At 54.8% G+C, this 20,116-nt stretch carries 19 protein-coding genes; 5 read left to right on the forward strand and 14 right to left on the reverse strand.

The window, feature by feature from the left end; translation table 11 throughout:
- The first annotated feature begins 11 nt into the window (after window positions 1-11).
- From SJI19_RS10205 to SJI19_RS10215, 3 genes are all read left to right on the forward strand, one after another.
- Window positions 12-272 (forward strand): FeoC-like transcriptional regulator, encoded by a 261-nt coding sequence (locus SJI19_RS10205; RefSeq protein ID WP_323478151.1) that lies wholly within the window; start codon window positions 12-14, stop codon window positions 270-272.
- A 216-nt stretch (window positions 273-488) separates the two neighbouring features.
- Complete coding sequence (locus SJI19_RS10210) at window positions 489-2,174, forward strand: sugar phosphorylase (protein ID WP_323478152.1); 1,686 nt, start codon at window positions 489-491, stop codon at window positions 2,172-2,174.
- A gap of 93 nt (window positions 2,175-2,267) precedes the next feature.
- A complete protein-coding gene (locus tag SJI19_RS10215) occupies window positions 2,268-3,224 on the forward strand; it encodes a LysR family transcriptional regulator (RefSeq protein ID WP_323478153.1) in 957 nt (318 codons plus the stop codon).
- Here SJI19_RS10215 and mdcH read toward each other — a convergent pair.
- From mdcH to bioH, 9 genes are all read right to left on the reverse strand, one after another.
- A complete protein-coding gene (gene mdcH / locus SJI19_RS10220; protein ID WP_323478154.1) occupies window positions 3,210-4,139 on the reverse strand; it encodes a malonate decarboxylase subunit epsilon in 930 nt (309 codons plus the stop codon). The two genes, SJI19_RS10215 and mdcH, sit on opposite strands and share 15 nt — an antisense overlap.
- Window positions 4,136-4,789: a malonate decarboxylase holo-ACP synthase gene (locus tag SJI19_RS10225; RefSeq protein ID WP_323478155.1), complete on the reverse strand. Its 654-nt coding sequence runs from the start codon at window positions 4,787-4,789 to the stop codon at window positions 4,136-4,138. Before SJI19_RS10225 ends, mdcH begins: the two co-directional genes overlap by 4 nt.
- A 14-nt stretch (window positions 4,790-4,803) precedes the next feature.
- On the reverse strand, window positions 4,804-5,763 hold the full coding sequence (locus SJI19_RS10230; RefSeq protein WP_323478156.1) for an AEC family transporter: 960 nt from the start codon (window positions 5,761-5,763) through the stop codon (window positions 4,804-4,806).
- Window positions 5,764-5,944: 181 nt separating this feature from the next.
- A complete protein-coding gene (gene mdcE, locus SJI19_RS10235) occupies window positions 5,945-6,751 on the reverse strand; it encodes a biotin-independent malonate decarboxylase subunit gamma (RefSeq protein ID WP_323478157.1) in 807 nt (268 codons plus the stop codon).
- Window positions 6,748-7,584 carry a biotin-independent malonate decarboxylase subunit beta gene (locus SJI19_RS10240; protein ID WP_323478158.1) on the reverse strand — a complete coding sequence of 279 codons (837 nt, stop codon included), beginning with the start codon at window positions 7,582-7,584 and terminating at the stop codon, window positions 6,748-6,750. The genes mdcE and SJI19_RS10240 overlap by 4 nt, the downstream gene beginning before the upstream one ends.
- The gene (gene mdcC, locus SJI19_RS10245) at window positions 7,577-7,876 is read right to left on the reverse strand and encodes a malonate decarboxylase acyl carrier protein (protein ID WP_323478159.1); all 300 of its coding nucleotides are present in this window, start codon (window positions 7,874-7,876) and stop codon (window positions 7,577-7,579) included. The genes SJI19_RS10240 and mdcC overlap by 8 nt, the downstream gene beginning before the upstream one ends.
- A 25-nt stretch (window positions 7,877-7,901) precedes the next feature.
- The gene (locus tag SJI19_RS10250) at window positions 7,902-8,753 is read right to left on the reverse strand and encodes a triphosphoribosyl-dephospho-CoA synthase (RefSeq protein WP_323478160.1); all 852 of its coding nucleotides are present in this window, start codon (window positions 8,751-8,753) and stop codon (window positions 7,902-7,904) included.
- Window positions 8,753-10,414 carry a malonate decarboxylase subunit alpha gene (gene mdcA / locus SJI19_RS10255; protein ID WP_323478161.1) on the reverse strand — a complete coding sequence of 554 codons (1,662 nt, stop codon included), beginning with the start codon at window positions 10,412-10,414 and terminating at the stop codon, window positions 8,753-8,755. Before mdcA ends, SJI19_RS10250 begins: the two co-directional genes overlap by 1 nt.
- Before the next feature lie 207 nt (window positions 10,415-10,621).
- Window positions 10,622-11,395 (reverse strand): pimeloyl-ACP methyl ester esterase BioH, encoded by a 774-nt coding sequence (gene bioH, locus SJI19_RS10260; protein ID WP_323478250.1) that lies wholly within the window; start codon window positions 11,393-11,395, stop codon window positions 10,622-10,624.
- A gap of 58 nt (window positions 11,396-11,453) precedes the next feature.
- Here bioH and SJI19_RS10265 point away from each other — a divergent pair, with 58 nt between their 5' ends.
- Both SJI19_RS10265 and nfuA read left to right on the forward strand, forming a co-directional pair.
- Window positions 11,454-12,140 (forward strand): phosphoribosyltransferase family protein, encoded by a 687-nt coding sequence (locus tag SJI19_RS10265; protein WP_323478162.1) that lies wholly within the window; start codon window positions 11,454-11,456, stop codon window positions 12,138-12,140.
- A gap of 59 nt (window positions 12,141-12,199) precedes the next feature.
- Window positions 12,200-12,775, forward strand: a complete 576-nt coding sequence (gene nfuA, locus SJI19_RS10270) for a Fe-S biogenesis protein NfuA (protein ID WP_323478163.1) — start codon at window positions 12,200-12,202, stop codon at window positions 12,773-12,775.
- A 104-nt stretch (window positions 12,776-12,879) separates the two neighbouring features.
- Here nfuA and malQ read toward each other — a convergent pair whose 3' ends face one another.
- From malQ to glpE, 5 genes are all read right to left on the reverse strand, one after another.
- On the reverse strand, window positions 12,880-14,988 hold the full coding sequence (malQ, locus tag SJI19_RS10275) for a 4-alpha-glucanotransferase (RefSeq protein WP_323478164.1): 2,109 nt from the start codon (window positions 14,986-14,988) through the stop codon (window positions 12,880-12,882).
- Window positions 14,989-14,997: 9 nt separating this feature from the next.
- A complete protein-coding gene (malP, locus tag SJI19_RS10280; protein WP_323478165.1) occupies window positions 14,998-17,403 on the reverse strand; it encodes a maltodextrin phosphorylase in 2,406 nt (801 codons plus the stop codon).
- Window positions 17,404-17,667: 264 nt separating this feature from the next.
- Entirely contained in the window at window positions 17,668-18,426 is a 759-nt protein-coding gene (locus tag SJI19_RS10285; protein WP_323478166.1) for a DeoR/GlpR family transcriptional regulator, read from the reverse strand.
- Between the two features lie 24 nt (window positions 18,427-18,450).
- A complete protein-coding gene (gene glpG / locus SJI19_RS10290; RefSeq protein ID WP_323478167.1) occupies window positions 18,451-19,296 on the reverse strand; it encodes a rhomboid family intramembrane serine protease GlpG in 846 nt (281 codons plus the stop codon).
- A 440-nt stretch (window positions 19,297-19,736) separates the two neighbouring features.
- Window positions 19,737-20,066: a thiosulfate sulfurtransferase GlpE gene (glpE, locus tag SJI19_RS10295; RefSeq protein ID WP_323478168.1), complete on the reverse strand. Its 330-nt coding sequence runs from the start codon at window positions 20,064-20,066 to the stop codon at window positions 19,737-19,739.
- Window positions 20,067-20,116: the final 50 nt, after the last annotated feature.

Below are 20,116 nucleotides of genomic sequence, written 5' to 3' on the forward strand. Positions count from 1 at the left end.
GGAATTCAACCATGGCCGATCTGCTACAGTTACGTGATGCCTTGGCGTTAAATGGTCAAGCCAACGTCAGGCAACTCAGCGCCAGCTTAAACCAGCCCACCGCCATGACCGAGGCCATGCTGGAACAGCTGGTGCTGATGGGCAAAGCTGAACGCGTCGAAGAACCGAATACTGTCGACCTGACGGGACACTGTCGTCATTGTCCCGAAGGCGCTAACTGCGCGATACCTTACTACCGGCTCAGGGTTAATCCGGTGGTAGCCGGGCATTAGGGCGATTTTCCTCAATGCCCCATAAAACGGCTGACAAGATAACCCATTGTCTATAAATTGTTCTTTTAGGCCTTTGTTGGCCAAAAAATCATGTTGCCCCTACACCACGGCCTATAACCGGTTTGCGCTTTTGCTGTCAGTGCCTACATTAAAAACATAGCGTTAACGTTGCGGTCGTGTTGTTTTTGGACGTTGCCACTCCTACAAGGTGCAATAATGGAAGCCATTATTCATTTGCTTGAGCAAATTTATGCCTCATCGCTGACTCAAGTACAAATTGATAGCATCAAAAGTAAAATCAGCTTTGCCAAATCGACGCTTCATCAGCCACGCAAGCTGCATTGGGATGAGCAGGATGTGGTGCTTATCACCTATGCCGACCAGTTTATGGTGGCGGAACAGCCGACCCTGGCGACCTTGACGTCTTTTTTTGAGCAGCGTCTGCAATCAACGTTTAATGTGGTCCATTTACTGCCATTTTATCCCTACTCCTCGGACGATGGCTTTTCAGTGATTGATTATCATCAGGTCAATCGTATCGTGGGCAGTTGGCAAGATATCACCCGGCTCCATCAATCCACGCGGCTGATGTTTGATTTTGTCTGTAACCATATCTCCGCGCACAGTAAATGGCTGTCGAATTACCTTGAGCAACAAACGGATTTTGAGCATTTTTTTATCAGTGTTCCTCCCGCCACCGATCTCGGTTCCGTCACCCGTCCCCGCACGTCGCCGCTATTGACTCCCTTTGTCATGCAAGACCAAGAAACTCGGTTTTTGTGGACCACCTTCAGCGCCGATCAGGTTGATCTGAATTTTGCCGATCCCCACGTGATGATCGCCATCATCGGCGTCTTATTACATTATTTAACCCAAGGCGCAGATTATATTCGCCTGGACGCGGTCGGCTATCTTTGCAAGGAGATTGGCACGCGCTGCATCCACCTGCCCAAGACTCATCTGGTGGTGAAACTGCTGCGGGCCATTGTGGATGATGTCGCGCCCGGTACCGTGATCATCACGGAAACCAACGTGCCGCATAAAGACAACATTAGCTATTTCGGCAACGGCCATGATGAAGCGCAAATGGTTTACCAATTCCCATTACCGCCCTTGGTATTGCACGCTATTCATAACGGTAACAGTCGAGCAATCCGGCAATGGGCTGCCTCACTGGAACACGGCCAGGGCGAGCATAGCTTCCTCAATTTTCTGGCCTCTCACGACGGCATCGGTATGAACCCACTGCGCGGTATTTTGCCGGAAATCGAGATCAATAGCCTGGTGCGTGATTTGGAATCCGAAGGGGCGCTGGTGTCCTATAAACAAAATACCGATGGCACCACCAGCCCTTATGAAATCAATGTGACCTTTATGGACGCACTCAATCGCCGTCAGGATAACGACGACACGCGCCTGGACCGTTTTTTACTGGCACACGCTATTTTATTGGCGTTTCCCGGAGTGCCCGCAGTGTATGTACAAAGCATTCTCGGCTCACGCAATGATTATGAAGGGGTGAAGGCCGCTGGCCACAACCGTGCGGTGAATCGCGAAAAATATCCCCTAAAAGAGATTGAGTCGGCGTTGGATGAGAGGACGTCGCTGCGCTCAAGGGTCTTTCAACAGCTCAGCGCACTGATTCAGCGGCGGCGGCAACTGGCCGCCTTTCATCCAGATGCCCTAATGGAGGTGATGGAGTGGGATAACGCGCTGTTTGTTTTTCGTCGTCACGGCACAACACAACATATATTGTGTCTCTTTAATCTCACCGCCAGAACCATCGACTGTGTCCTGCCTGACGGATATTACCATGATGTGATACGTTATCAGGATATAGTAGGAAACCAAACGCTGAGTCTGACCGCGTATCAATTTCTCTGGCTGGAATATGAGCCCTGAGCTCGCACCGGATATTCCCTTTTGCCACCCGGTGTTGGCATAGACCAAACCGGCACTCAGCGCCCTTGCTCCCGTCGGGATGGATTTTATTTTATGCTGGAAAACGATATCACTTTTCGTAAATTGGAGATCTTCTTGGCGTTTATGGATAAACGCAATATCAGTCGCACTGCAGAACAACTGGATTTGAGCACGGTAAGTGTTCACCGTGCGCTGCATACCTTAGAAGAAGGCATCCGCTGCCCGCTGTTTGTTCATCAGGGACGCAACCTTACGCCGCTGCCCGCCGCCGAAACCCTGGCCGAATATGCCCGCGAAGTATCCGATCTGATGCGCCGCGGCGTTGAGGAAACCCGCAAAACCGGCGGGGTCGGCCAAGGCCGCCTTAAGCTTGGCACCCTATATTCCCTCACCCTGGATACGATACCGCAGTTGATCATGGGATTAAAACTGCGACGCCCATTGCTGGAGCTTGAGCTGCTAATGGGATCGAATCAGGATTTACTGCTTAAGCTCGATCAACAGCAGCTCGATGCTATTTTGATCTCGGTAAGCGATGCACAAATTGACCCAACGCGTTATGAAGTGTTGCCCTTGTTTAAGGACGATATCTATCTGGCATCACCGGCCACATCGCCAGCGGTCAGCGGGCCTGCGGATTTACGTGATTTTAGGAATGAAAAATTTGTCTCCCTGAGTGAAGGTTTTGCCACGTACCACGGGTTTAAAGAGGCGTTTCAGGTGGCAGGGTTCGAGCCGCAGATTGTCACCCACGTCAACGATATTTTTTCCATGATAAATCTGGTACAGGCCGGCGTGGGGCATTGTCTGCTACCCGGCCGCATGACCCGCATTTATCAACATACGGTTCGCCTGATGACACTGGCGGCAGCGTATCAAATGCGCCAGACCATCGCGCTGGTTTTCGCCCGCAACCGCGAACGGGATCCCGACATGCTGGCGCTGGTGGCCGAAGGCCGTATGTATGCACTCAGCCACCGCAATAACCCCGCCCCGTTGGCCGACACATTATGTTTAATCCCTCATTAAACGCCCGGCCAACGTGTTGATTAATGACAACGGATGTTGGCTTAACGCCAGCGCCTCGCCTTGCGCCATGACCCTTTTGGTCAGGCCGGTCAGCACCGTCCCCGGTGGCATTTCAATCGCCAGGCGGACATCACGTTCATAGGCGCTGACCATGGCATCCTGCCAATGCACCGGCCGGGCCATATTGCGCGCCAAATCTTCGGCGATGCGTTCCGGTTGCCAAATAACGCGGCCGGTACTGCCGCTCAGATAAGCGATTTCCGGGCGCTGCAGCGTGACCTTGGCCATCGCTTGAGCCAACTGATCCGCCGGCCCGGCGAGCAGTTCACAATGAGACGGCACACTGACGGCCAGGCGCTGAGTCCGACTGGCACCCTGTTCGCTGGCCAAATGGCATACCGCCGTCATGGCCTCCACGCTGCCGGCAATCACAAACTGATCCTCGGCGTTAAGATTGGCCAAATAGACCGGCAGCGCCGGGGAGTGGATACGGGCGATCAGGTTTTCCACCTGCGTACGTGACAACCCGGCAATGGCCGAGAGTCCATAACCCTCGGGGTAAGCCTGCTGCATCAGTTCGCCTCGCAACGCCACCAGGCGCACCCCGTCCGCATAGGACAACGCACCCGCACACACCGCGGCGGGAAACGCGCCAATCGACAGGCCGCTGACCATATCAACCGCAATGCCGGCGTGTAACACCTGACGGGCGTAAACCACGCCGGCGATAAACAAACAAAGCTGTACCGCACGGGTGGACTGCAACGCCTCTGCACTATCTAACTCGTCAACCGGGGCCCCCAGAACCGTAGTGGCTTGAGCCAGTAACGCGCGAGCATCATCACTCACCGGCAGGTGATGCAACATGCCCGGCACTTGCGGCCCCTGCCCAGGAAAGGTCAGCATTAATTTCATGATGTTCTCTGCTCCATGGGGAAAGTCCAGGGATCACGGCAGATTACTGGCCCGCGATCGGTCTTTATCAATACCTTGCCACCACGAAGCCATTCCAGCAAAGCCCATCCGCCCAAGGGGGTTTCTACTTGAATATCGACACGACAGGGCAAGGTGGCGATGGTGGCCAACAACGGCGCGAAGTTTTCACGTGTCTGTGCAACCGGGCAACGGATCAACAGGTCGAGATCGCTGCTTGGTGTACAGACATTAACCCCGGTCGCCAGCATATAACCACAACTGCCGGTGACGCCCCAGATCCAGGGCCACTGAATGCGGGCCAGCGCAGCTAAGGCGCTCAGCACCGTGAGTGACCCGTGCCGGGCAATGGCATCGTCACGGGATGCCATCGAGGGTAATGTCGCGATCAGCGCCTCAGGGCTGACCGTGCGTACGATAGCCGTCGCCGGTACCCAGGCAGCGGCGCGTTGTCCTCGCTGTGCGCCACGCACGCCCACCGCGATCTGGCCGGATAACCCGTGATCTCGACGCACCACCAGCGGCAGCGCACTGGACCATTGGCTGGCAACCCATTCAGGTGCCGGCAGGTGCCAATCAAGCTGCTGGGCTCGGTCGATCCACAGCAGGTCATGAGGCCGGATCGGATGCATTATCACCTCGACGACTAAAGCCCGGCAGTCAGTGAGATAAACAACGGCAAGGTCAGGATACACAACACGGAGCTTATCAGCAGTGTCGCCTCGGCATCCGGCGACTGCACACCGAAGCGATTACCAAACACAATGCCGAAGAAACCGGCCGATAGGGCAACCATCAATACCGCGGTCACAGCCAATGGACCCGTGATACCGAACATCAGCAGTAATCCCCAGGCAATAAACGGCTGGATCAGGTTTTTGGTGACACAAGAGACCAGCACCGGGCCATTGATTTTCAATTTCCGCGCCGAGAGAATTACCCCGGTCAAAAACAGTGCCGCCGCGGTGGCGGATAATCCCAATGGCTTAATGGCGGTCAGCACAATTTCCGGCATTCTCAGGCCAATGGCCGACAGCAGGACACCGAGCAAGGGGCCCCACACAATGGGTTTGGTCACCGAGCGCCACATTAATACCGGCAACATTTTCAGCGCCGAGCCACGGTTCTCGCCGTTGGCACGGGCCTTTTCACGTTCCAGAATTAATAAACAAAACGGCGTCATCAGTACTGAACCGCACGCAATGGAAACCGCTACCGACAACGAGGTGGTGGAATTTTCCCCCAACACACTGCCTAGAATAGGCAGACCCAGCGCGGCATAGTTGGGCAACGCGACGGTCAGGGTTAATACTGCTGCATCCTGGGGCGACTTCTTGAACACCTTGATACAGATAAAATAAAGGGCGGCATAGGCTATCCACATGGAAAGCACCAGCAACACAATCAGTGGTGACTGGCTAAGGATGCCCCGCCAGGGTGTTTGCACCGTGGCACTAAATAGCGCTGCAGGTAACGCAAAGTCCATAACAAACACATTGAGCAAGGAGACATTGGTGTTGGTCACCATTTTTGCTTTGCCGGCGTAAAAACCCAATAACATAATCACGAAGATTGGCGTAAGGGCATGAATAATAATGTAGGTCATATAACCATCCGTAATGTAAATAAAAGGTGCTTAATCAACCACCGGCGCGATGTTTTATATTTTTACGCCACCTTGAACGGGGGCGGCAGGCGTTGCCGGTGGCCTATTCAATGGGTTTAATAGGGTAAACAGGCGCGCAGCTCACGCGCCTACCGCCTAAAAAGCAGGAGCTGCTTTATGGTTACCACTCCTGCTGCATACGTTCTCTAACCCGCAACGAACTTTTGCGGTTGTCCGCGCCGAGTCGGTTGGTCAACCCGCAGCCCGCGAGTCTGGCCTTGGCGGTTGCGTCAACCAGGGCGGCGCGCACGGCCTGAATATCCTCGGGCTTGGCCTGATCGGGATTGCCGATATCCATGAGACGTGCCAGCAAACCCAGCGTGGCATAGTGTTCAATGTCATAGGCCATCGGTGGGATGGTTTGCGCCAGCTTTTCCAAGGCGTCAACTGAACGCAGGGTGATCCGGGCAGCGGACTCTTTGCCCATCGCGTGAATCATGACCTCGGGATCATTAAAGGCGATCAGTTGATTGGCTTGGTAACCGTGAGCCAGGAAGGCACCGGACATCGCTTTACCGACAATCAGCGCGATGACGGGATGGCCGGCCAAACGCGCCCGGGCGTACGCCGATACCGCACCAGCCAGTGACTGATGGATGCCAAAGGCTTCCTCGCGCCGGCCATACGCCTGACTCGGTACGTCAACGATAGCCACGATGGCACCTTTGTCAGCTCGGTCGGCATCACGATCGATAACTTCGCTTACCACCTGATCCAGCGTCCAACCTTCCAATAACCCCACTTCTCCCCGTACGGCGCGTGGGAAGTGGTTGGCGGCATCAGGTACCACGGCAATATAACGCGCCGGTTGCCCATTGATCTCGCCGTCGGCGACGTTAACCGAGGCGCATTGACCCTGGCGCAGCGACATGCCATCGGTCAGTAGAGAAAACCAATAGTTTCCGCGACTAAGATAGGTTGTGTTCATGCGCGATCCTCCCGAGTAAACAGCGCTAGGGTCTGCTGCTTATCCACTTGTTGACGAGTGTCATATTGGTTAAGTTTGGTCAGGTAATAGCGGTAATCGTCGGTACGCAACCGGTCGGGCACGCCACGGCGCAGGAAATCCAGCGTGGTCCGTTTCACTTCGGCCAGGTCGTCACTGACCAGCGCGTCAACAAAACCGGCGTGATAACGCACTTCACCACCGGTCATGCTCCAGATAAACGGACGGTCGCGGGAGTCATACTCTTCAATCCCCGCTTCCTGCTCAATCACCTGTGGGCCATTCAATCCCAGTCGGGCTTCGCGGGTAACAATCAAACGGCTGCATAACGCAGCGGCAATCGACATGCCACCAAAACAGCCCACCGTGCCCGCAACAATGCCAATCACCGGCGTATAACGGCGCAGGTCCACAATAGCAGCATGAATGTCTGCGATGGCGGCCAGGCCGAGATTGGCCTCCTGCAGGCGAACACCTCCGGTTTCCAACATCAGCACCGCCTGGGTCTGCACACCCTGGTGCCAATCGTTGGCCGCCAGTTCCAATGCCGCAGCCATTTTTGCGCCGGACACCTCGCCCATGCTGCCGCCCTGAAACGCACCTTCAATGGCCACTACCACGGTGGATTTGCCGTCCAGCGTGCCTTTTGCCACCACCATACCATCATCGGCCTGCGGTACTATGCCCTGTGGTTCTAGCCAAGGAGAGGTGATCTGCTCGTAGGGATCAAGCAGTTCGCGAAAGCTACCTTCATCAAGCAGGGCTTTGGCACGCTGGCGCGCACCGAGCTCAATAAAACTGATTCTGTCAGACATTGCCGGCCTCCTCGAGTACCTGTTCAATGCGCAAGCGGGCCACGCCCGGCGTCGCGCCAAAGTCGTTGATATCCAATCGTCCTGCCGGTAAGGAACGCGCGGCGTTAATGCGTTCGAACAGGTGTTGCCAACGCTGCTGGCCACCGTCTACCGACGAACGGATGATCACATGTAACTCGTTATCGGCGGCCGGCTGGAAGAGCGCTTCCAGATCTCCGGATCCCACCACGCCCGCCAGTGCCTTAGCGGGTAAGGTCTCGCCGGCGGGGAAATGCAATTCAATTCGTTCCATAGCATCCTCTTTATGATGTAAGCGATCAGGCGCTAACCCAATCGAGGAAAATAGTGGCGGCCAATAGGTCGGCCGCACCACCGGGTGAGGCGTTGTCCTGCAGCATGCGTCGATCGAGCGCGTCAAGCGCAGTGCGTCCCGCCAGGCAACCGACCCCACCGGCGGCCAATACCGCCGATGCGCCCCGATGCATGGTGTTTAACGCCGACATACCGCCTCGATTTAGCACACAGGTATCGGTCAAGGTGGACATGATGGACATCAATGCATCCAGCCTGGCCTGTGGCTCAGTCCATCCCTGCCGGCGGCTCATGCGTAATTGCGGCAACGCCTGTTGGGTGATATGCACAAAACCGCCGATGGCCTCATCTTTGGCGCCGGGAACCCGGTAGCGCTGAATGGCGCGTTGCCCTTTACTAAAGGTGATGGGGCCGAACGGATCCGGCAGGACCGCCAGGCGCGCCGCACCATCGGTAATGGCCGATACCGAACCCGCCCCGCCAAACATCGCGCAGGCGCTGACCAACAGTCCCAGCGCCCAAATCGCGCCACGGTGAGTATTGATACCGCCGGTGGCAGTCATCATGTCTTGCTCACCCAATCGCCCCAATCGGCCGATTTCCTGGCGTAGCGCGACATCAGCCGGTCGCAGCCAACTGTGCAGTGCCAGATGGTAAAACGTCGAGCGTAAGCTCTGAGCGGAACGCTCCATCAAGGCCAAACTGAGGTCTTTATGCGCCCCGGCACCCCGGCTATCCACCAGCCCAGGTTTTGGACTGAGCCTCGCTTCCTCAATCAATGAACGCACCGCGAGGGTGGACAGGCGGATAGCCTGTCGTTCGGCGACATCGGGCTGTAGCGCGGGTTGTACTTTCATTACCAGCTCCGGAATTTTGCCGGTGGCTGGTATAAGCCGCCCGACCATTCAACCAGGTCCGCGATACTGCCGGCGGCGAGCAACGAACGGCTAGCATCCGAGCGCTGGATCCCCATATCTTCGGGGTACACCACCAGACCACGGCGACGCAGATCCGCCACCCGTTTAGCATCCACCCCCAGACCGATATCGGTGATGCCCGCCACTGCGGCCACCATCGCCCGGCGCTCTTCCATCGACCGTGCCCGGTAGAGGTAGGCAATGCCCTCTTCGGTCAACACATGGGTAACGTCCTGGCCGTAAATCATGACCGGTGCCAGCGGCATGCCAGCGTCTTTACCCACGTCTACCGCTTCGAGTTTTTCGACAAAAGAGGGTTTGGCGCCGGCCTGATAGGTTTCCACCATTTGCACCACCAGCTTGCGGCCGGGTTGCATAGGATCCGGTTCTTCAATCATATCCAGCCAGGCAGGCGTGGCATGACGCCGACCGTGCGGGTCATGTCCCATATTCGGCGCGCCACCAAACCCGGATAGACGCCCGCGGGTAACGGTGGAGGAGTTGGCCAGGCCGTCAATTTGCAGCGTCGAGCCGATAAACATATCCACTGCGTATTGGCCGGCTAACTGGCATAAGGCACGGTTGGAGCGCATAGAACCATCGGCACCGGTAAAAAACACGTCCGGGCGGGCGGCAATATAATTTTCCATCCCCAATTCACCGCCAAAACAGTGCACGGTATCAACCCAGCCGCTTTCAATGGCCGGAATTAACGTCGGATGAGGATTTAACGCCCAGTGGCGGCAAATCTTGCCCTTCAGTCCCAACCGTTCGCCGTAGGTCGGTAGTAGCAATTCAATGGCGGCGGTATTAAAACCGATGCCGTGATTCAACGATTGCACCTGGTGCTCGGCATAAATGCCTTTAATCGCCATCATGGCCATAAGCACGTGCACCGGTTTGATCAGGCGCGGATCGCGGGTAAACAGGGGCTCAATAAAGAAGGGCCGGTCGGCCACCACCACAAAATCGATCCAGGATCCGGGAATATCAACCCTGGGCAAATCACACTCATCGTCAACCAGCTCATTAACCTGGGCGATGACGATACCGTCTTTAAATGCAGTCGCTTCCACCAATGCCGGGGTATCTTCGGTACTGGCACCCGTATAAAGATTGCCCTTTCGGTCGGCCTTGAAACCGGCAACCAGCGCCACATTGGGCACCAAGTCGACGAACAGACGGGCATAGAGCTCGATATAGGTATGAATAGCGCCTATTTCCAGCAATCCATCATCCAACAGTTGGGAAATGCGTAAACTTTGCGGCCCGGAAAAGGCAAAATCCAGTTTGTGGGCGATACCCTTTTCAAACAGATCAAGATGTTCCGCTAAACTGACACTCGGCATCAGCATATGTAAATCATGCAATTTTTTCGGGTTGGCTTTAGCCAAGCTCCGGGCCAGGAAATCAGCTTGTTTTTGATTATTACCTTCCAGTATGACCCGGTCGCCAGGGGCGATCAGGGCTTCAAGTACAGCGGTCATCTGATGGGTAGGCAGAACTTTTCCATCGGCTACGGCACGGACTTGCTCCAGTCGACGTTTTTTCTCGGTACGATGAGTATCCCAGGCTTTGGGCGGCGCTTGATGTAGCGGCATGATAGACCTCCTCGGTTCATGCACTGTCACAAGAAGTGACAGCGTGAAGAAACAATAGAGTCAGTCTAGGCGGCGTCAATCAGAGCATCAATTAACCTGATGGATTGATCGTTAGCCTTTAAGTAACAATGCGGGGAACAGAAAACGGCTAAAAAAGGCGCAACGACAATATGCGCCAGTGGTGGCCAGCAGCAGGCTATGCTGATATCAACGCGATGCGTTGATAAATTGAAGAATATGCTGGCAGAATATGTCTGGGTGAGAAATAAAAGGGGCATGGGCGGCTTTAGGCACGATCACACTCTGGCTATCAGGCCAGCATTGATCCAGCAATCCGGCCACCTTACGCGGCACCAAACCGTCCAAATAACCATACAAGCGTAACAGCGGCACCCTCAGCCCGGCCAGGGGATCGCGCAAATCAGCGCCGCGCAGAATATCCAACCCCGCAGTCAACACTTCCACCGCTGGCAGCGGCTGACTTAATACCACCTGTTTCAATCGGCGGGTATCTTCCCGGGCGGTGACGGTTCCCAAGGTTTGCAACGCGAGGAAACGCTCTACCGTGCGCTGAAAATCGTGGCGCAGTTGCTGCTCAAATCCGACCAGTACCTCCGCGTTGATCCCTGGCCACGCTGGCGCGGCGCTAAAACAGGGCGATGATGCCACGGTGATAAGCCCAGCGACCCGCTCAGGCCAGTCGAGGGCCGCCTGGCTGGCCACCAGCCCGCCCAATGACCACCCCAACCACCACGCCTGCGGCGGTGCTCTATCCATCACGGCTTGCGCCATGCGCGCCAGTGATAAGGCACCAAAACCCTGGCTGCGGCCATAGCCCGGTAAATCCACCAAATGCAGCCGGAAATGCGGCGATAGCCGCGTCTCAATGCAAGACCACACCTCGGCGTTCAATCCCCATCCATGAAGTAGCACAAGATCGACAGAACCGGCGCCGATCGTGCGCCAAAACAAGGGGTTCATCCCGTACACTGGCTTCATGACATCGCGTTCCGTAGGTTAATGGTTAAGGAAAACCCCTATGCTAACAATCAATGCCCTTTGTTGGCTATGCCAACAGCCCGTATGGTTCAGCCATCAGGGTATTTGTCGCTGCTGCACCCAGGCGCTGCTCAATGGGCGGGAAACCTGCTGCCCGCGCTGCGGTCTGCCTGCGGGAAACCGTCGGCAGCGTTGCGGCCGATGTCAGCTAAATGCCCCACCCTGGCAATCGATAACCTATGTTTGTGCCTATCAACCGCCGCTGAGCGTGCTGATAAAAAAATGTAAACACCGGGGTGATACAGGGCTGGCTCATGTCCTGGCCCGTCTGCTGCTGCTGCGCTGGCAGGAAGATCGCCGTCTACAGCTGTGCGACACCCCCGATCTTATACTAAACGTGCCGTTGCATGCTTCCCGTCATTGGCGCAGGGGGTATAATCAAAGTGATCTGCTCGCGCGGCCGCTGGCACACTGGCTTGACCTCGACTACCGCCGTGATGGTTTGGTGCGCCTGCGGGCCGCAGTACCACAACAGATGCTCCATGCCCGCGCCCGTCGGCGTAACCTGCGTGGGGCGTTTTATTGCACCACCGATGTCGCGGGAAAAACCGTGGCGCTGGTGGATGATGTGGTTACCACCGGCAGTACCGCAGAAGAAATTACCCATCTCCTGCTGACGCAGCGAGCGAAAGCAGTGCACATATGGTGCATTTGCCGAACCTTGTAGTTGGCGGGAGAATGGGAGTATTATAACCGACTAAATCAGTCAACTATTGAGTGAATGTTATGATCCGGATTACCGATGCAGCCCAGGAGCATTTTGCTAAATTGCTGGCCAATCAGGAAGCTGGCACCCAGATTCGTGTGTTTGTCATTAACCCAGGTACGCCAACCGCCGAGTGCGGGGTCTCATACTGCCCGCCCGACGCGGTGGAAACCACAGACACCGAACTGAAATTCGACAAAATCAACGCCTATGTAGATGCCCTCAGCGCACCTTACCTGGTGGACGCAGAAATAGACTTTGTGACCGACAAACTCGGTTCACAGCTGACGCTAAAAGCGCCTAACGCCAAGATGCGCAAAGTATCAGACGACGCGCCGCTGATCGAAAGGGTGGAATATGTGCTGCAATCGCAGATTAACCCTCAGTTGGCAAGCCATGGCGGTCAGGTGTCACTCATGGAAATCACCGATGACCATCTGGCCATTCTGCAGTTCGGCGGTGGTTGTAACGGCTGTTCCATGGTGGATTACACCCTCAAGGAAGGCATCGAAAAAGAGCTGCTGGAAAAATTTCCCGAACTTAAGGGCGTACGCGATCTGACTGAGCATCAGCGCGGTGAGCACTCTTTTTATTAACGTTTATGCTGTCATCGATCGCCGGCCCGCGACAATGGGCCGGCACAATGACAACACCCGATATCCCGCCTAAGTCCGATTCCTTACCATTGATACGTCCTAGATTATGCCTTACGCACGACCAGGCTAGCTGTCTTGGCAACGGCCGCCTTTCGCAATCGGTTTACCTCTTTCAACAACCGAATCACCGCCGGATCGTCGAACATCTCCACTACGCCACAGGTGAGTTTTCGTCGCCAATTGGGGTATTGATCAGTGGTTCCGGGAACATTGACCGGCAGCGCCATACCCAACCAGTCTTCCGGCTGCAACCCGAGCAGTGCCGAATGACTGCGCGCCACATAACGATGAATGCCGCGGTTCAGCACTGGCGACATCACCACCCGCTCAGCATTGGCGCTCAGTGTTACCGGCACACATTTCCAGTGATGCAGGGCGTCAAGTAGCGCCTGGCGCGCCAGTTGCCGATCGTGTAGCAGATGCTGATAAACCGCATCGTCAGGATAAAGCTTCAGTCGCTGGCCCAAGCGCAGGTCCTCTTGCTGCCAGTAGCCGCGCAAGGTGGCCAAATCATGGGTGGTCAGGGTGGCCATCGCCTGGGAAACGTACTCTGTCGGGCTACGAAATGCACTAGGGCTAGTACGCTCAAAAAACAGGACTTTATAGGAGTAAATCCCGGCGGCATGGAGTTTTTCGGTGATCTCCCGGGGCACCGTGCCTAAATCCTCACCGATAACCATGCAGTGCTGCCGATGGCTTTCCAGCGCCAGTATCGCCAGCAGATCATCCACCGGATAACTGACATAAGCACCCTGCACCGCACTGCTTTGTGCGGGTACCCACCAAAGCCGCAGTAACGACATCACATGATCAAGACGTAATGCGCCACAGTGGTGCATATTGGCACGCAACATCTCAATAAAGGGTTCATAGGCTCTCGCCACCAGCACGTTTGGGTCCTGTGGCGGCAAGTTCCAATTCTGCCCCTGTGGTCCCAACCGGTCGGGCGGTGCACCCACGGCAGCGGCCAAACAATATAACGTGCGATCGCTCCAGGTCTCCATCCCCCCTTCGCTGACCCCTACCGCGACATCCCGATATAAACCGATCGGCATATTCAGCCGCTGACTGAGCTCGAAGCACTGATCAAACTGACGCGCAGCCACCCACTGCATCCAGCTAAAAAACCGGATCTCCTGGTGATGACGTTGACTAAATTCTCGCACCTGTGGGCTGTCGGCTTGCTGATACTCCACGGGCCAGTGTTGCCACCCTGCAGAAGGATGGCCTTCACGGGTCAGGTAACGATGCAAGGCATCAAAGGTGGCCTGATAACGCAGGCTCTCGCCGCCAAGACGAATAAACTCAACAAAATCAATATACTGTTTGTCGTCACTGCCGCGCCTGGAAAATTGCTCATACGCGAAGGTTAACGCGGTTAGCTTACATTGCGTTACCTGGGCATAGTCCACCACATCGTCCTCACGCAGCGCAGCCAGGGTGGACTGGGTTAACGGCAAACTCCACCACTGTTGGGCCTGTACGCTTTGCACAAAATCCTCCAGCGCGCCGACATTGATATAGAGGATATTCAGCCAGCGGCGTGAAGAAGGACTGTAGGGGCTGGCCCAGGCTGGCGTTGCAGGATAAAGCGCATGTATCGGGTTTAGGCCAACAAATGCACCACCCTGTTTGGCCACCCCCTCAAGCATTAAGGCCAAATCACCAAAATCGCCCACGCCCCAATTATGCCGGGAACGTAGGGTGTACAGTTGTATGCAAGCACCCCAGAGTTTTTGCCCGGCCAACAACGCCGCCGGTTCGTAGCAGCGCGCCGGGGCGACAATAACCTGGCAGCGCCAGTGTCGCAGGCCTGAGCGCACCGCCAGCCGATGGTAACCCAAAGGCAGAGAATCGGGCAAAGTCAGCGCGTACTGCTCCATCGATCCCTCGTGCTGGCGCCCTAACTCCTCTGTCAACACCCATTCAACCGGATCGTTCAATTCCAGCGCCAGCGATGGCACATCCCCCGGTCTTATTACCCATACCGGCGGCACCGGAGATTGGCCAGCCTGGTCGCGCCGCCCCACCATAGCGTCGAGTAACTGCCGCTTGGTTTCTTGGCTGATGATTTTGCGCTGTCCCCAGGCATCGATATATTCTGGACTAATTCCCGCCCGTTCGGCGGCCTCATCAAGCACCTTGGGATCCATCAAAGCTCCTTAACGTTTCGCTTGCCAAATACGCTGCTGGTAGTCGCGAATCGAGCGGTCCGAGCTAAAGAAACCCACCCGCGCGGTATTGAGCACCGCGCTGCGCGTCCATGCCTGTGGCCGACGATACAACGCGTCTACCCGTTGCTGAGCTTCAGCGTAGGCGGCAAAATCTGCCAGCACCAGGTAGGGATCACCACCCTGCTGCAGACTGTGCAGCAACGGGTCGAACGCATGCTTATGCTTGTTACTGTATGCACCGCTGCCAAGTTCAGTCAACAACGCTTTTAACGCTTTGTCTTTTTTCAGAATTTGGGCTGGTTTATATCCTTGGGACAGGATCTCTTTGACCTCGGGGGCGGTATGTCCAAAGATAAAGATATGTTCATCACCCACCTGTTGCGCAATTTCCACATTGGCACCGTCCAGCGTGCCGATGGTCAATGCGCCATTTAACGCCAACTTCATATTGCCGGTGCCCGAGGCCTCTTTGCCTGCAGTGGAAATTTGTTCCGACAAATCCGCCGCTGGGATCATCCATTCCGCCACCGATACGCGATAATCCGGCAAGAAGATCACCTTCAGCCGATCGTTAATTTTGCGATCGTTATTGATCTTCTCCGCCACTTGGTTAATGGCATAAATAATATTTTTCGCCAGTGCATAACCGGGAGCGGCTTTGGCGCCGAACAAGAATACCCGCGGTACTATATCCAGTGCGGGATTATCACGCAGCTGTCGATAGAGCGACATAATGTGCAGCAAGTTAAGATGCTGGCGTTTGTATTCATGCAGGCGTTTTATTTGCACATCAAACAACGCCTCTGGATTGACGGTAATATCCGTTAGCTGCTGTATTTTTTCCGCCAGTTTTTGCTTATTGTCGCGCTTTATCTGCTGGTAACGTTCACAGAACTCCGCCTGATCGGCATAAGGCTCCAGTTCTTTAAGTTTTTCCAGCCGGGTTACCCAGCCTTTACCTATCGTGTTGTCGATTAATTCTGTCAGGGCCGGATTACACTGCTTTAGCCAGCGCCGTGGCGTGATACCGTTAGTCACGTTATGAAATTTTTCCGGCCATAACGCAAAATATTCCGCAAAGAGATCGGTTTTCACCAGATCGGAGTGCAGCGCGGCAACCCCGTTTACCGCAAAACCACAGACCACGCAGAGGTTTGCCATGCGTATCTGGTGGTCGTAATGTACCGCAACCTTGGCCCAGATGGCCTCATCATCCGGCCAATGTTGGCGCACCACTTTTTTGAACTCGCGATCGATATTTTTGATAATAGCGAAGTGGCGCGGCAATAAAGTACGGACCAACTTTTCATCCCAACACTCCAGCGCTTCGGGCATCAGGGTATGATTGGTATAAGCAAAGGTTCGCGACGTGATACGCCAGGCGTCTTCCCAAGAGAGCTGATGTTGGTCAAGTAGCACCCTAAGCATCTCGGGAATGGCAATGGTGGGATGCGTATCATTGAGTTGAATGACTTCGTGATCCGGCAGGCTTTGGATTGAAAGGCCCGCCAGATGATGGCGGCGCAAAATATCAGCCACCGCACAGGCGCATTGGAAATATTGTTGCATCAAGCGCAGCTGTTTACCCTGCTGATGGTTATCGTTAGGGTATAACACCTTGGTCAGCTTGGCGGCGTCAATTCCCGCTTGTTCGGCTTTGAGAAACTTACCTTCATTAAACAGCGCAAGATCGAAAGGGTGCGCATGGGTAGCCTGCCACAAACGAAGTGGCAAGGTCACGCCATTCTCATACCCGACGACCGGCAAATCCCAAGCCTCTCCGTTAAGCATAAACGCCGGTTGCCATTGCTCGCCCCCGGATTCATTTTTCACCAATTTGCCACCCAGTCCGACCTGGACAGTGAGCGCCGGCTGATGTCTGAACCAAGGATAGCTCTCACGGTGCCAGTCATCGGGTATTTCAACTTGTTTGCCGTCGGAAAATTGCTGGCGAAACAGGCCGTACTGATAATTGAGTCCGTAGCCGGTAGCCGATTGCCCCACCGTCGCCATAGAATCCAGGTAACAGGCTGCCAAGCGGCCCAGCCCTCCGTTGCCCAGAGCCGGGTCAGTCTCTTGCTCCAACAGATCGCTTAAATTGATGTGATACTCAGCCAGTGCTTTTTTAACCGTATCGTACCAACCAAGATTGATCAGATTATTCCCGGTTAAACGGCCAATCAGGAACTCCATAGACAGGTAATTGACGTGGCGAGGATTTTTTTTGTCCCCCTGACGCCCAGATTGGAACGGAATAAGTTCATTGACCGCCGCACTCACCGCCTGCCACCACTGAAATGCGCTCATCTCCTGTGCGTCATGCAGACCTAAACGTTGCCACTGGCGTTCCAGGGCGGATTGAAATGCTGCTTTATCAAGTTTTAATTTTGGCATAAACGCGTCTCTATCCTGTTGGTTATACGTAGATCAACATGGGAAACGCCAACCAGGTTATCGCGGCATAGCGTTTCCACGGCATATCTCTTATGGCTGTTCCTCGGGTACAACCGCGTTGTATCCGTGATGTTCAAAGAATATCAACGGTATTAAAAAGATGAGAGCAGCGGGGGTTTTTTGCAAACAAAATAGCGGATTATTTTCATTTATCAAACATCTCGGACGCAGGGACGATGCCCCTGCGGTTCGAAAGATGACGGGTTAGCACAGCTCGAGTATCACTTCCGACTGCTCGATAATGCTCATAACGCTAGGCGGTGGCAACCGATCGGTGAACAGGAAGTTCACCAGGGACATTTTGCCCAGATTGACCATGGCGTTACGCCCGAATTTTGAGTGGTCGGTGACAAGCATGACGCAGCGGGAATTATCGATAATGGCGCGTTTGGTGCGCACTTCGTGGTAATCAAATTCCAGCAGCGAGCCATCCATATCGATGCCGCTAATGCCCAGGATGCCGTAATCCAGACGGAACTGAGAGATAAAGTCTAGGGTCGCTTCGCCGATGATACCTCCGTCGCGGGTACGCACTTCGCCACCGGCCAGGATCAGGTTAAAATCCTCTTTGGCGTTTAGCAAGGTGGCGACGTTAAGGTTATTGGTGACTACCCGTAGGTTTTTATGGTTCAGCAGGGCGTGGGCTACCGCCTCTGGCGTGGTGCCTATATCGATAAATAAGGTCGCGCCGTCGGGAATTTGGCTGGCGACCCGCTGTGCGATACGGGCTTTTTCCGCCGACCACATGATTTTACGTTCTTGATAAGCGGTATTGACCGAACTGGAGGGTAATGCCGCGCCACCGTGATGGCGGTGAATTTTATTTCCGTCGGCCAAATCATTCAGGTCGCGGCGGATGGTTTGTGGACTGACCGCAAAATGTTCCACCAACTCTTCGGTACTGACGTACCCTTGGCGTCGCACGAGTTCAATGATGGCATCATGCCGCTGCGTTTGCTTCACGTTAGATCCCCTGTAATCGAAACACTAGCGATGGCGACCGGTTCCGATCCCATGGCGAGTGTCCCAAAAAGCCATTAATAACCCAATGACCAGCCCTGCTACATGCGCGGCATTGGCAATGGCAATGCCGAAAATATCGAAGTAACCGGCGAACAACCACAGCAGGGCAAACACTATCACCCCACGCGGCATCATCAACGGGCTGTCTGGGTTCTTCTCACCATACCACCACACATAACCCATGAGTGCATAAACCACGCCGGAAAGACCACCGAACAGTGGACCGCTGAAATGTGATTGCACCACCCCACTGACGACGGCGGAAACCAACGTTAATACGAGTAGCGGCACCACGCCACGATATTTTTCAACGAGGCCGGCGAGATACCACCACCACATCACATTGAACAATAAATGCAGCAGGGAAAAATGTAACAAAATGTGGGTTACCCATCGCCACACCTGAACATATTGCTGCGGACCGGCGGGAAACCCCAGCCAGGAGATCACCTGATCATCGCCAACCAGATTCATTAAAATAAATACCACGACACACACGGCAGTCATGCCTAGGGTAAACGGCCCTGCCTGATTGCGCAGCGCCGGAAGCCATGAGGAGGGCGTGTAATGGAACTGGCCCTTTCCGGTATCACCGGAATGCCAACTGGCAGCCTGATAGCGCGGATGCAGTGGATCGAGCAGGAAGATATCCAGAGCGGCCTCTACCCGGGCCAGTTCTGCCTCATCGTGGAGCCAGAGCTCGGCGGTTCTGCCTTGCGATTGCATTTCCAATATGACGCCCTGGGTTTTCATATAATCGATAAAGGCCTGGGCGAGACGGGGATTAGACAAGGTGGTTACGCGAATCATGGTGTTGGTCTACCCCTTAGGTAAAGGATCTCAGGGAATTATTGCCCAGCATGGTGCCAAGTGGCATCGATGGCGCCGAAGCTGCTTGGCGTCTGAGATAATCAGCTGATAACTATCATAACATGATAGTCCTGGCATCCTCCATTTCGTGTTCACAACCCTGTTGCTAATGGGATCAAAAGCTAGGCTTAATTTTGAGAAAATCAAGGAATACGATAATGGCCGTTTACGGTGTCAGCGTAGCGTTACTCTGCGAAGGAAAGGTATTCGTTATGGCGACTTTTAACCAAGGTGTTTTTGCTTGGTGCCGGACTGTTGGTGGTGGGTGCCTTAAGCTACGGCCTGTTTGTTAAGGAAACGGTGGCGAAAGTCTGAGAACATAGGTCAGTGCAACCCGCTCCTGGGCACGCAGGGAGCGGGTTTATACCACCGAAACATGCTTAGACCGCGGTGATATCCACTTCTGCCGGAAAGGCCGCCTGCCAGGCTTCATAGCCGCCATCGATGCTGTAGGCCTCGACAAAACCCTGTTGCAGCAGATATTGCGCCGCCCCCTTGCTGCTATTGCCGTGGTAGCACATCACCATGACGGGTCGCGTGACGTCGTGTTGCTCGATGAACGCCGTCAAAGAGTCGTTGCTTAAATGGAAAGCCCCAGGGGCATGTCCCGCAGCATAGCTTTGCGGATCGCGAATATCCACTAACACCGCTTCACCCGCTTGCCAGCGCTGATGTGCCAGCTCAACACCTATCGTTGCAAAATTTTCCATCCTGTTCCCCACCGTTACCGCCACCGCGATTGTTAACCTTCTTTATACAT

It is taken from the genome of Acerihabitans sp. TG2 (assembly GCF_035013185.1).
Taxonomy (GTDB): domain Bacteria; phylum Pseudomonadota; class Gammaproteobacteria; order Enterobacterales; family Enterobacteriaceae; genus Acerihabitans.

Excerpts from the sequence above, each read along its gene's own strand:
- SJI19_RS10205 (WP_323478151.1), top strand. The coding sequence starts at position 12 with ATGGCCGATCTGCTACAGTTACGTGATGCCTTGGCGTTAAATGGTCAA.
- SJI19_RS10210 (WP_323478152.1), top strand. The coding sequence starts at position 489 with ATGGAAGCCATTATTCATTTGCTTGAGCAAATTTATGCCTCATCGCTG.
- SJI19_RS10215 (WP_323478153.1), top strand. The coding sequence starts at position 2,268 with ATGCTGGAAAACGATATCACTTTTCGTAAATTGGAGATCTTCTTGGCG.
- mdcH (WP_323478154.1), bottom strand. The coding sequence starts at position 4,139 with ATGAAATTAATGCTGACCTTTCCTGGGCAGGGGCCGCAAGTGCCGGGC.
- SJI19_RS10225 (WP_323478155.1), bottom strand. The coding sequence starts at position 4,789 with ATGCATCCGATCCGGCCTCATGACCTGCTGTGGATCGACCGAGCCCAG.
- SJI19_RS10230 (WP_323478156.1), bottom strand. The coding sequence starts at position 5,763 with ATGACCTACATTATTATTCATGCCCTTACGCCAATCTTCGTGATTATG.
- mdcE (WP_323478157.1), bottom strand. The coding sequence starts at position 6,751 with ATGAACACAACCTATCTTAGTCGCGGAAACTATTGGTTTTCTCTACTG.
- SJI19_RS10240 (WP_323478158.1), bottom strand. The coding sequence starts at position 7,584 with ATGTCTGACAGAATCAGTTTTATTGAGCTCGGTGCGCGCCAGCGTGCC.
- mdcC (WP_323478159.1), bottom strand. The coding sequence starts at position 7,876 with ATGGAACGAATTGAATTGCATTTCCCCGCCGGCGAGACCTTACCCGCT.
- SJI19_RS10250 (WP_323478160.1), bottom strand. The coding sequence starts at position 8,753 with ATGAAAGTACAACCCGCGCTACAGCCCGATGTCGCCGAACGACAGGCT.
- mdcA (WP_323478161.1), bottom strand. The coding sequence starts at position 10,414 with ATGCCGCTACATCAAGCGCCGCCCAAAGCCTGGGATACTCATCGTACC.
- bioH (WP_323478250.1), bottom strand. The coding sequence starts at position 11,395 with ATGAACCCCTTGTTTTGGCGCACGATCGGCGCCGGTTCTGTCGATCTT.
- SJI19_RS10265 (WP_323478162.1), top strand. The coding sequence starts at position 11,454 with ATGCTAACAATCAATGCCCTTTGTTGGCTATGCCAACAGCCCGTATGG.
- nfuA (WP_323478163.1), top strand. The coding sequence starts at position 12,200 with ATGATCCGGATTACCGATGCAGCCCAGGAGCATTTTGCTAAATTGCTG.
- malQ (WP_323478164.1), bottom strand. The coding sequence starts at position 14,988 with ATGGATCCCAAGGTGCTTGATGAGGCCGCCGAACGGGCGGGAATTAGT.
- malP (WP_323478165.1), bottom strand. The coding sequence starts at position 17,403 with ATGCCAAAATTAAAACTTGATAAAGCAGCATTTCAATCCGCCCTGGAA.
- glpG (WP_323478167.1), bottom strand. The coding sequence starts at position 19,296 with ATGATTCGCGTAACCACCTTGTCTAATCCCCGTCTCGCCCAGGCCTTT.
- glpE (WP_323478168.1), bottom strand. The coding sequence starts at position 20,066 with ATGGAAAATTTTGCAACGATAGGTGTTGAGCTGGCACATCAGCGCTGG.